Consider the following 11,171-nt stretch of genomic DNA (forward strand, 5'->3'; position numbering starts at 1 on the left):
GCCGGGCCGCTACCGTGGCCACAGCGGGTGCTCGCTGGCACTCAGGGTCCGGCGACGGCCGGCAGGTCGGTACGCCGGCAGAGTTGGTGCAGGTCACCTATCTTCGCCACCATGAGTGACGACGAGAAGCAGCGCCGCGTCTGGGACCGGCACGCCGCCGGCTACGACCGGCAGATGGCCTTCATCGAACGCCGCTTCCTGCGCGACACCCGGGAGTGGATCTGCCGGCAGGCCACCGGCGCCACCCTCGAGGTCGCCATCGGCACGGGGCGAAATCTGCCCTACTACCCGGACAGCGTACGGATCACCGGGGTCGAGTTGAGCCCGAGGATGTTGGAGATTGCGGGCCGGCGGGCCACCGAACTGGGCCGGGAGGTCGACCTGCGGCCCGGTACCGCCCACGACTTGGACTTTCCCGATGCCACCTTCGACACCGTCGTCTGCACCCTCTCACTCTGCGCCATCCCGGACGACCACCGCGCGGTCGAGGAGATGATCCGGGTCCTGCGCCCCGGCGGTCTGCTCCTGCTGGCCGACCATGTGGTCGGCGCCAATCGTCCCGTTCGGGCGATTCAACGCCTCATCGAACTGGTCAGCGTTCCGGCGGCCGGTGAGCATTTCCGGCGGCGTCCCATCCGTGACGTGGCCGCGGCCGGTCTGCACATCGAGCAGCATCAGCGCTTCGCCGCTGGTGTGATCGAACGCCTCGCAGCCAGTAAGCCGGCCGGCACGTGAGGGAGATTCCCGCCCTGCCCAACTTGTCCGTCGAGGGGTTCCGCCCTGACCAGCAAGGGTGCCAGCGGCGGCCTCAGCCGGTCAGGGAGATCGACACCTGCTGGCCTCCGCCGATGGTCTGCGGCGGCTGTCTCGCCACGTGAACGGTGACCGGTGCCGCGTTGCAGGGTGAGGCGATGAGGGCGAGGGCGCTGCCGGTGGCCGTGACGTGCAGCTGGTGGCCGCGGTAGGTGATCAGGGTGTGCAGCCGGGTGATCTCGTGCGGTAGGCGGGGGTTGAACCAGAGGGCGTCCTGCCGGGTCTCGATTCCCAGGTAGCAGCGTTCGGCCAGGTCGAGGGTTCCGGCCATGGCGCCGAGGTGGATGCCCTCCCGGGTGGTGCCGCCCTGGGTGTCGCGGATGTCGGCGGCCAACGCGTCGGTGAAGTTTCCGAAGGAGGCGGTCCGGTTGGTGCGGGCCTGCACCCAGGCGTGCACCACCCTGCTCAACGTCGATCCGTGGCTCGCCCGGTGCAGGTAGAAGCCGGCGGTGCGGGGCAGGGCCTCCGGTGGCCAGTGGTACCCCAGGCCGGCGAGCAGCTCGCGCAGTTCCTCGGCGGAGAGCAGGTAGAGCAGCATGAGCACGTCCGCCTGCTTGCCGATGCGGTAGCGGTTGGGGGAGTCCCCTTCGGCGGCGAGGATGAGGTCGAGCCGGCCGATGTTCCCGTACCGGCGGCGGTAGGCGTCGAGGTCGAGTTCCGCGAGGTCGGCGTAGCCGTCGAACTGGCTGATGATCCGGTCGTCGTGCCACGGCACGTACATCCTGGTGGTGATCTCGGCCCACCGCGCCAGCTCGCCGTCGTCGATGCCGAGCCGGTCGGGCAGGCTCGTGCCGTCTCGGCAGGCCAGCAGGTCGACCACCGCGAGGGCCTGGCGTAGCAGCCACACCGTCATCACGTTGGTGTAGGCGTTGTTGTCCAGGCCGGGTGCCTCGCGGTCGGGGTAGCCGTCGTGGAACTCGTCCGGGCCCATCACGCCGGTGATCTCGTACCGTCCGGTGCGCGGGTTGCGCCGCGCCAGGTCGGCGAAGAACCGGGCCGTCTCCAGGATCAGCTCCCCGCCATGCGTACGCAGGAAGTCCAGGTCCCCGGTGGCCTGGTGGTACTGCCACACCGAGTACGCGACCGCCAGGCCGACGTGCCGTTGCCGCGCCGACCGGTCCCGCATCCACCGGCCGGTACGGGTGTTGAACAGCTCCCTCGGCGTCTCCTCCCGGCCGTCGCTGCCGGACTGCCACGGGAACATCGCCCCCCGGCAGCCGATCGCGGCCGCGGCCCGCCGCGCGGCGTCGAGGCGACGCCACCGGTAGAGCAGCAGCGCGCGGCTGGCCTCGGGCAGGTGCAGCGCCAGCACCCGGTGGACGAAAACCTCGTCCCAGAAGACGTGACCCCGGTACCCCTCGCCGTGCAGGCCGCGCGCACCGACGCCGGCGTCGAGGTCGGTGACGTTCGGCGAGGTGGCGACCAGCAGGTGGAAGGTGTGCAGGTTGAGCTCCAGCGATGGCCAGGGATGGTCCGTGTGCAGCTCGATGTGGCTGCGTTCCCACAGCCGCCGCCACGCGCGGACCTGCTCACCGAGCAGTTCGGCGAAGGAGCCGGCCCGGGCCGCCGCGTCCCGGGACGCGGCGGCAGGTTCCGTGACCGCCCGGTCCTGGGAGGTGTGGTGGGCGGCGATCTTCTCCACGCGCAGCGGCTGGCCCGCGCGCACCGCGACCGTCCAGGTCTCCTGCGGACGACCGGGCAGCATGTCCACGCGCCGTTGTGCGTCCACGCGGACGCCGGCTTGGAACAGCCGGGTACGCACGGCGGTCGCGACCTCGACCCGGGACTGGGTCGTGCTGACCCGCAGCCACAGTCCGTCGTCGCCGTCTCGTCCCTGCCCGTCCGGGCGCAGGTGCCGGCCGGCCAGCGGCCCGTACTCGGCGACCTGCCGGTTGGCGACCCGACCGTCGATGCCCGAGCGCACCTGCAGCGTGCCCGACCAATTCTCCGGCACCAGCGTGGTCTCCAACGCGGACAGGTGCGGCGTCGCCATCGAGACGAGCATGCGCGACACCATGGTGGTGGCTCGGCCCGAACCGTCGACATGCCGGTAGCGGCGGTGCAGCACCCCGGCTCGCAGGTCGAGCGTCTGCCGGTGCTCGCTGACGCCGCGCGCGTCCGGTCTCACCCACCGCTCTCCGGGCCGTCGCCAGCGCAGCGTCAGCCAGTTCGGCAGGTTGACCAGGCTCTCGTCCTCATGGACGTGCTCATGCAGTCGCGTCCGCAGCCGGTTGAAGATCGCAGCGGCGTAGGTGCCCGGGTAGTGGCTGCGGCCGGCATCGGCCTCCGGTGCCGCGCCGCGGGTGGCCAGGTAGCCGTTGCCGATCGTGCACAGCGTCTCGCGGATCCCCTCCGTCGCGAGGTCGACGCCGGTGTAGTCGAGAAGCCAGCCGGCGTGCTCGGCGCCGGCCGTCGACGCCGGCTGCCACCATCGGCGTCGCATCGCCTGTTCGTCGACCGTCACGTACGCCAGACCGCGCAGCACCGGTTCCGCGCCGTGCGCCCGCAGTTCGGCCGCTGCCCAGGCCCCGCCGTACGCGATACCCACGACCAGCCCGAACCCGCCGCGACAGGCGGCCTGCACCCCCGCCGGCGCGCAATGCACCACCGCGGTTCGCGCCGGATGCACCCCGAGCAGCCTTGCCGCCTGCAGCAGGACCGCCGGGTCCGGCAGCCGCGCCGTAACCTCCTGGCCGTCTAGCACGAGGTCGGTCAGCTGGTCGATGCCGAATCCGTTGCCAGGCCGGCCGATGACTCCGGACGTCAGCCCCGACCGGCGCAGCGACCCGAGCAGGCTCTGCGCCTCCGCGACCATCACCGCAGTCGGCGGCCCCCAGGTGGCCGGTGGGTTGTGCTCCGACACCGCTGCCAGGTCGAACAGGACCGCGTCGAGACGTTCGAGGGGCAGGCGAAACCTGTCAGCACCGCAGCTGTCTCGCGCGTCGATGCCACTGTCGCCGCAAGTAGTCACCACCCGCCTCCACGAGCCTTCGGGTGAGGAGGCCCGCCCGGCAGGAGCCGCAGACCTTCCAGCGAGACCCTATCCGTGGCCAGGCCAGCCAGCGGCGGAATCGCTGAGATCCCACCGGCGCGCCGTCGCACCCGCGATGGTGAAGACCTGGGGCGTCGGCGCAGCGCCGCCCCAGCCGCTGATGTGCCGGGGCGGTGAGCGTGGCACCCGGCGGCCGCAGACAGGTTTCGGGAGGCGAGGCAGGTGCACCACGGCGGCGGGCAGCCCGGCCATGCCTGCGGCGGCGCCGGGACGCACCCGCAGCACGACAAGCACGCCGGCCACACCCCCGAGATGTTCCGCAGCCGGTTCTGGGTGTGTCTGGCGCTGACCATCCCGGTCGTCCTCACCAGCCGTCTAATCATGGACTGGCTGGGTTACTCGCTGGACTTCCCCGGTGTTTTGTGGGTTGGTCCGGTGCTCGGGTCGGTGGTGTTCTTCTACGGCGGTTGGCCGTTCCTCGTCGGCGCGGTCCGCGAGGTCCGCGACCGCGCCCCCGGCATGATGCTGCTGATCGGGATGGCCATCACCGTGGCGTACGTCGCCTCCGCGGCGACGAGTGTCGGCCTGTTCCGCCTGGACTTCTGGTGGGAGCTCGCCGCCCTGGTCACGATCATGCTGTTCGGCCACTGGCAGGAGATGAAAGCCATCGGCCAAGCCCGGGGGGCCCTGGCCGCGCTGGCCGCCCTGCTGCCCGATGAGGCCGAGCGGGTCGGCCCGGGCGGAGCCGTCGAGCGGGTGGCGGCGGCCGAGTTGCGGGTCGGCGACAGGGCGCTGGTCCGCCCCGGTGGACGCGTGCCCGCTGACGGGCACGTCGTCGAGGGCGGCGCCGAGCTGGACGAATCGATGATCACCGGCGAGTCGCGGCCGGTCCCACGTCGGGTGGGGGACCGGGTGGTCGCCGGCACCGTGGCCACCGACTCGGCGATCCGCGTCCAGGTCGACGCGGTGGGGGAGGACACCGCCCTGGCCGGCATCCAACGGCTGGTCGCGCAGGCGCAGGCAGCCGGTGGGCGGGCGCAGGCGCTGGCCGACCGGTTCGCCGCGTGGCTGTTCTACATCGCCACCGCCACCGCGCTGCTCAGCCTGATCGTCTGGTCCGCGCTCGGCCGGGTCGACCAGGCCGTCGTCCGTACCATCACCGTGCTGGTGATCTCCTGCCCACACGCCCTCGGCCTGGCGATCCCACTGGTCATCGCCCTGTCGACCAGCGTGGCGGCCAACTCCGGGATCCTGGTCAAGGACCGTCTCGCCCTGGAACGGATGCGCACCGTCGACGCGGTCCTGATCGACAAGACCGGCACCCTGACCAAAGGCCAGCACACCGTCACCGGCGTCGCCGCCGCCGACGGCACCAACGAGGACGAGGTGCTGCGCCTGGCCGCCGGAGTTGAGGCCGACAGCGAGCATCCCCTCGCCCGGGCCATCGTCGCCGCCGCCCAACGAGTCGGACCGGCAAGCGGCTCGGAGTTCCGGTCGCTGCCCGGCCGCGGGGTGCAGGCCACCGTGGCCGGGGCGGCATACGCGGTGGGCGGCCCGGCCCTGCTGCGGGAACTGCACGCCGACGTCCCTGCCGAACTGCGCCAGGCCGAGCAGGCGTGGTCGGCGCGCGGCGCCGCCGTGCTCTACCTGGCCCGCCTCGACGGCCCGCCCCAGCTGCTCGGCGCGCTGGCGCTCGAGGACGAGGTACGCCCGGAGGCCCGACAGGCCATCGCCGAGCTGCGCCAACTCGGAATTCGGAAGATCGCGATGATCACCGGTGACGCCCGCCCGGTCGCCGACGCGGTCGCCGCCGATCTCGGTTTCCGTCCCGGCGAGGACGAGGTCTTCGCCGAGGTGCTACCCGCCGACAAGGACGAGATCGTCGCCGGCCTGCAACAGCGCGGCCACCGGGTGGCGATGGTCGGCGACGGCGTCAACGACGCCCCCGCCCTCGCCCGCGCGGACGTCGGACTGGCCATCGGCGCCGGCACCGACGTGGCCATCGAATCCGTCGGCGTCGTCCTCGCCTCCTCCGACCCGCGTGGCATCTCCGCCACCGCCCGCCTGTCCAAGGCGTCCTACCGCAAAATGGTCCAGAACCTCGTCTGGGCCGCCGGCTACAACGTGGTGGCCATCCCCGTCGCCGCGGGCGTCTTCGCTTGGGCCGGTGTGGCACTCAGCCCGGCCGCCGCCGCCGTGCTCATGTCCGCCTCGACCATCGTCGTCGCCCTCAACGCCCAGACGCTGCGCTGGGTGCACCTCACACCACAGGACCACTGAAGACGCATGTCAGTCCTGTCAGTCGCTGGCGCTGGCAACGGTCGCCCCGCTGACCGTCACGGCGCGGTAGGGACGCGTCCGGGGGAGGTTGAGGGCCCAACCGGACCTCGGTCGTCCTCAGTGCCGACCCAGTCAGTAGCGGTCCTTGAGGATCTTCTTCATCTGTGTGATCTCTTCCTCCTGTGACTTCACGATCTGGTCGCAGAGCTCGATGATCTCGGGGTCGGTGATATCTGATTCCTGGCAGACCAGCACGGCCCGGGAGTGGTGCGGGATCATCGACTTCAAGAAGCCCTCGTTACCCACGAACGGCTCGGTGCGCACGGCAGCGAATCCGCCGATGAAGACAGCAGCGAACGCGATGTACAGCATGATGTTGAGACGCTTGTTGGTGAACATGCTGCTCATGACGCCCATCATGATCACGCCCATGATCGACACCATGATCAGTGACATGTAGAAGTTGCTCAGGTTGAGGTAGAAGTCGCCGAAGCGGCGGATCTGCGACAGGGTCAGGACGAACATGACGACCAGACTCACCGCCAGGACGACACCGAACCGAACATAGTTCTGCTTCATCGCTCCTCCGGAGTGGACAGCGTGGTGAGCATCGGGCAAGGGCCCTCAGTACCCGGGTAGACCAGATCCAACCGACGCAACTCTCACCACGCTTCGTCGAGGCGTCCCACCAGCGGATGACATCTTCTGGGTGAGGACGCATCGGGCGGGCATGGGTCCTAACGTGCGGGGGTGGACAGCGTTCACCTGCCCCGCCGGCTGCTGCTCGCCGGACTCGGCTCAGCTGCAGTGGCAGCCGTTGCCGGCTGCGAGTCGCACCGCGCCACATCCTCGACGCCCCGGCCAACGAGCAGCCCACGGCCGACCGGCGCATCGCGCGGAGCCGGGGCGGCGCTGCGGCGAAAGATCGCCAGCCTGCTCGTGGTCGGCTTTCGCGGCGCCCAAGCCCCGAACTGGATCATCAAGGCGGTGCGGGACGGTCTGGGCGGTGTGATCCTCTTCGACCAGGACCTGGAGAGCAAGTCGGTGCGTAACATCCGCTCGCCCGAGCAGGTTACGGGCCTGGTGAATACCCTGAAAAGCGCCTCGCCCGGCCGGCTCATCGTCTCCATCGACCAGGAAGGTGGCCGTACCGCCCGCCTCAACCCGAGCAACGGCTTCCCGGCGACCAGGTCGGAGGCCGAGATCGGCGCGGAGAACTCCACGTCGGCGACCGGCGACTGGGCGCGAGGACTGGTGGCGGGGCTGACGCGGATCGGGGTCAACCTGAACTACGCCCCGGTCGTCGACCTGAACATCAACCCCGACAGCAGGGCTATCGGCAAGCTGGGTCGCAGCTTCTCGGCCGACCCGGACGTGGTCGTCAGCAACGCCACGGAGGAGATCCAGGCGCACCGGGCGGCTGGTGTGAAAACCTGCCTGAAGCATTTTCCCGGATCGGGTAGCGCCGCCGGAAACACCGATTTCGAGGTCGTCGACGTCAGCGACACCTGGCAGGTAAAGGAACTCGAACCGTTCCAACGGCTGATCCAGGCCGGCCTCGCCGACTCCGTCATGGCCGCCCACGTGCTGAACAAGCAGCTCGACCCGGCGTACCCGGCGTCGCTGTCAGCCGCGACCGTGACCGATCTGCTGCGCGGCCGGCTCGGCTGGCGCGGGCCGGTGGTCAGCGACGACATGCAGGCGGTCGCCATCACCGACCGGTACGGTGCCGCCGAGGCGGTCGCCCTGGCGTTGCAGGCCGGCCTCGACCTGCTCGTCTTCGCCAACCAGCAGGTACACAACGAGAGAGTCGTCGAGGAAACAGTCGACACGATCACCAATCTCGTCCGGGCCGGGCGCATCACCGAGGACCGCATCGACCAGTCCGTCGCGCGAGTGGATTCCCTCCGCCCGAAACGCTGACCGAGGTGCTCCGGGCACGCTCCAACCCGTGTGCGTGCTCGCGGCACAACATGCGTCGGCTACTACCTCATGATAGTAGAAGTGGGTGAGGAGACGGCTGGATCGGCAGACGCCGGACCCGACGATGGGCTTGTCACGTGCCGGGTGAGGGTCCGGTAAGGCAGGGCACCCTCTGATTTCGGCCCAAGATCTCGCACAGTGCCTGACGGCGAGCGGCGAAGGGAGACAGCACCGGCCGGCGGGGCCCCGGATGGCCGAGCGCTCGGTGAGCAGCTTGGGAGTCAGCAGCGCGGAGGGAAGCGGAATGTACGCAGGGGCAGCGAGCATGGCCTTGGTGGCCGCGCTCATTGTCGGCGGTCTGTACCTGGCCCACCGGGCTTTGGCGATCGCTGCCTCACCGCTGGGGAGCGTGCCCTTCCAGTCCGGGTGGCAGCCTGAGGAGCACGCGTTGTCGCGCTACCACGTTCGGTGGTACCTGGCCACGCTGCTCTTTCTCGCGTTCGACGTGGAGATGCTGTTCATGTACCCGTGGTCGGTGGTCGTCGCCCGGCTCGGGGCCACAGCGATCGTCGAGATGTTCGTCTTCCTCGGGGGAGTCTTCCTTGCGGTGCTGTGGGCCTGGCGGGAAGGCGCGCTGCGATGGGTCTGAGCGACGCGGTGAGTCGGCTCGCCGTCCGGCACGCGCACGTGCTTGTAGCAGAGGCGCCGGGGCACTGGGTGACCCGGGCCGCGGTCGAGCGCCACGTCCTGGCGCGCGGCTGGCGGCTGGCTTTGTCCCCGGCAGAGGCCGACATCCTGGCCGTCTGCGGCCCACCGCCCTCGCAGCTGGCGGAGCCGCTGCACCGGCTGTGGGAGCAGATGCCCGGCCCGCGGGCTCGCATCGATGTCGAATCCCCGCATGCCGTCCCGCCCGCCCTCGTCCTAGCGCAGGAAGATCTGCTCGACCTCAACCGGCAGCGGACCGACAGCCAGGACCGGTCATCCGGCCACACCGCGATCGGCCATGCCCACACCGGCGACCAGCTGCCCCACGAACGGCACGCGCCACAGGAGCACGCCGACCACACCCCGGAGCGCCGCCATGGCGGCGGACAGCAGGACGAGGCGGCCCATGAGCCGCACGCCGACCACGGCAACGGCGCCGACTCCGCGGGAAGCCAGGAACGTCCACACCGCGCAGCGCCGGCGCATGAGGGGCACGGCCACGTCGGCCACGAGGAACCGCCACGCGGCGGCGGTGAGCACGCCGACGACGACGGCGGCCAGGGGCATGGCGATCACGGCCACACCGAGCATGGCGACCACGACCAGAAGGCGGCCCGTGGGCAGGCGGGTCATGGTGGTGGTGCGGCGCACCCCGGGCACGAGGACCTGCCCTCTGAGGGCCACGGCGACATGAGCCATGCCGGGCACGCCGCCCACGCCGATTCTGAAGACGTCCATCACAAGGGGATGGGGCAGTCTTCCCACGGCGCAATGACGCACGAGGGCCACGGCGGAATGGAGCATGGCGGCATGGCCCACGGCGGCATGGAGCACGGGGGTATGGACATGGCCCCCGGCGGTATCCCGCTCGCCTCCGGCGGTGAGGACCGCGACGGCTTGGAGATGGACTTCCTGCACCTGCGACTTGGCCCGGTCCTGGCGTACTGGCCGGCGGGCCTCGTCCTGCGGTGCACCCTTCAGGGTGATGTCATCGTCGATGCGGAGACCAGCCTCGTCACCGCGACCGATCCCGCCGCCGAGCCGGAGCGCCGGTACGCGCCGGAGGACCTGCGCCGGTTCGCCGCCAGACGCTGCGACAACGCCGCCAGCCTCCTGGGCCTCGCCGGCTGGGGTGATGCCGCCTCCCGCGCTCGGCGTATCCGTGACGCCCTGCTGTTCACCGATGACCGTGACGGGCCAGCAGGGGAACTCGAACGGCTGCGCCGCGTGGTCGGCCGGTCGTGGTGGCTGCGGCGCTCACTGCACCGCATCGGGCCACTGGATGCGGACGACCTCGCCCGCCGGGGTCTGCCGGCCACCATGGCAGGCGACGTGCGTGACCGGCTGCTGGCCATGCTCAATCACGCGGCGAACAGTATCGGCGGCCAGCGGCCCGCTGGCTCGTCGCTCGGCGTACCCGTCGACGCGATCCCTGATCTCGTACGCGGGTGGGACCTCGCCACCGCCCGCCTCATCGTCGCCAGCCTCGACCTCGACCCCCTCGTCACGGACCGCGAGGTGAGTCATGCCTGACGTCACCGTGCTCCCCGCCGGCTGGGCGCTGGCCGCCGCAGCACTGCTCGGACTGTTGGCGGCCGCGGCCGCCGCCTTTGACGGGTTCCTGGCCTCATGGGCATCCGGCGCAAGCTCCTCAGGGCTGAGTCAGCCGTTCGGTGAGGTGGCCCGGCTGATGCGCCAGCGGCGGCGGACCACGGTAGCGGGGGACAGCCTGCTGTGGCGTATCGGCGGGGCGGGACTGCTGTTCATGGCGTTGATGATCATCACGGTGGTGCCGCTGGGGCGGTGGACGCTGTTCAACCTCGATGTGGGGGTGATCTGGTTCAACGCCATGGACGTTCTGGCGTGGGCGTTCGTGTGGCTGACCGGCTGGGGTGCCAACTCGGCCCACTCCCTGATCGGCGGTTACCGGTTCCTCGCCCACGGCCTGGCCTACGAACTGCCGCTGATGTTCGCGCTCGTGGCACCCGCAGTAGGTGCGTCGAGCCTGAACGTCGGGACGATCGCCGCCGCCCAGCAGGGCCTCTGGTTCGTCGTCTGGATGCCGGTGGCCTTCCTCGTCTTCTGCCTGGGCGTCCTCGCGATCGCCGTCTGGGGACCCTTCTCCCCGGCCCTCGGCGCCGACGTGGCCGGCGGTGTGACCGCCGAACTGTCCGGCGTCGACCGGCTGCTGTTTCAGGGTGGCCGGTACGCGCTGCTCGCCGCCGGGGCCGCGTTCGCGGTGCCGATGTTCCTCGGCGGCGGCGCCGGCCCGCTGCTGCCCGACTGGGCCTGGGTGCTGATCAAGACCCTTGCCCTGCTGGCCGCATTGGTGTGGCTGCGCCGCCGCCTGCCCGCGGTACGACCGGACGTGTTCATGGAGGTCGGGTGGATCGTGCTGCTGCCCGCGGTGCTGCTGCAGGACCTGGTCGTCGCGGTCGTCGCCGTAGGGAGGGGCTGA

General features: G+C 70.8%; 7 protein-coding genes and 1 pseudogene. 6 read left to right on the top strand and 2 right to left on the bottom strand.

From position 1 onward, the window contains the following. Window positions 1–111: 111 nt before the first annotated feature. Window positions 112–735 carry a class I SAM-dependent methyltransferase gene (locus tag ABD52_RS03665; protein WP_030271507.1) on the top strand — a complete coding sequence of 208 codons (624 nt, stop codon included), beginning with the start codon at window positions 112–114 and terminating at the stop codon, window positions 733–735. Window positions 736–808: 73 nt separating this feature from the next. Here ABD52_RS03665 and ABD52_RS03670 read toward each other — a convergent pair whose 3' ends face one another. Next, a complete protein-coding gene (locus ABD52_RS03670) occupies window positions 809–3,784 on the bottom strand; it encodes a glycosyl hydrolase family 65 protein (protein WP_145823294.1) in 2,976 nt (991 codons plus the stop codon). 333 nt (window positions 3,785–4,117) lie between these two features. On the opposite strand from ABD52_RS03670, the gene ABD52_RS03675 reads away from it, so the two are divergent. Next, entirely contained in the window at window positions 4,118–6,085 is a 1,968-nt protein-coding gene (locus tag ABD52_RS03675) for a heavy metal translocating P-type ATPase (protein ID WP_082171193.1), read from the top strand. Window positions 6,086–6,217: 132 nt separating this feature from the next. On the opposite strand, the gene ABD52_RS03680 is transcribed toward ABD52_RS03675, so the two are convergent. Continuing rightward, window positions 6,218–6,664, bottom strand: a complete 447-nt coding sequence (locus ABD52_RS03680) for a DUF305 domain-containing protein (protein WP_013476057.1) — start codon at window positions 6,662–6,664, stop codon at window positions 6,218–6,220. Window positions 6,665–6,892: 228 nt separating this feature from the next. On the opposite strand from ABD52_RS03680, the gene ABD52_RS03685 reads away from it, so the two are divergent. The 4 genes and pseudogenes from ABD52_RS03685 (at window position 6,893) to ABD52_RS03705 (ending at window position 11,171) form a co-directional block, all read left to right on the top strand. Further along, window positions 6,893–8,008: a glycoside hydrolase family 3 N-terminal domain-containing protein gene (locus ABD52_RS03685; protein ID WP_030271513.1), complete on the top strand. Its 1,116-nt coding sequence runs from the start codon at window positions 6,893–6,895 to the stop codon at window positions 8,006–8,008. A 325-nt stretch (window positions 8,009–8,333) separates the two neighbouring features. Beyond that, window positions 8,334–8,657 (top strand): NADH-quinone oxidoreductase subunit A, encoded by a 324-nt coding sequence (locus tag ABD52_RS03690; protein ID WP_176739798.1) that lies wholly within the window; start codon window positions 8,334–8,336, stop codon window positions 8,655–8,657. After that, window positions 8,648–8,905: pseudogene (locus ABD52_RS40565) on the top strand (hypothetical protein); the annotation flags it as partial. The gene ABD52_RS03690 and the pseudogene ABD52_RS40565, both read left to right, overlap by 10 nt. A gap of 1,333 nt (window positions 8,906–10,238) precedes the next feature. Then, window positions 10,239–11,171 carry a complex I subunit 1 family protein gene (locus ABD52_RS03705; RefSeq protein WP_013476061.1) on the top strand — a complete coding sequence of 311 codons (933 nt, stop codon included), beginning with the start codon at window positions 10,239–10,241 and terminating at the stop codon, window positions 11,169–11,171.

This window comes from Micromonospora sp. RV43 (assembly GCF_001029515.1).
Classification (GTDB): Bacteria; Actinomycetota; Actinomycetes; order Mycobacteriales; family Micromonosporaceae; genus Micromonospora; species Micromonospora aurantiaca.

What these genes read in the sequence shown, in the direction of transcription:
- ABD52_RS03665 (WP_030271507.1), top strand. Translation starts at nt 112, where the DNA reads ATGAGTGACGACGAGAAGCAGCGCCGCGTCTGGGACCGGCACGCCGCC.
- ABD52_RS03675 (WP_082171193.1), top strand. Translation starts at nt 4,118, where the DNA reads ATGTTCCGCAGCCGGTTCTGGGTGTGTCTGGCGCTGACCATCCCGGTC.
- ABD52_RS03680 (WP_013476057.1), bottom strand. Translation starts at nt 6,664, where the DNA reads ATGAAGCAGAACTATGTTCGGTTCGGTGTCGTCCTGGCGGTGAGTCTG.
- ABD52_RS03690 (WP_176739798.1), top strand. Translation starts at nt 8,334, where the DNA reads ATGGCCTTGGTGGCCGCGCTCATTGTCGGCGGTCTGTACCTGGCCCAC.
- ABD52_RS03705 (WP_013476061.1), top strand. Translation starts at nt 10,239, where the DNA reads ATGCCTGACGTCACCGTGCTCCCCGCCGGCTGGGCGCTGGCCGCCGCA.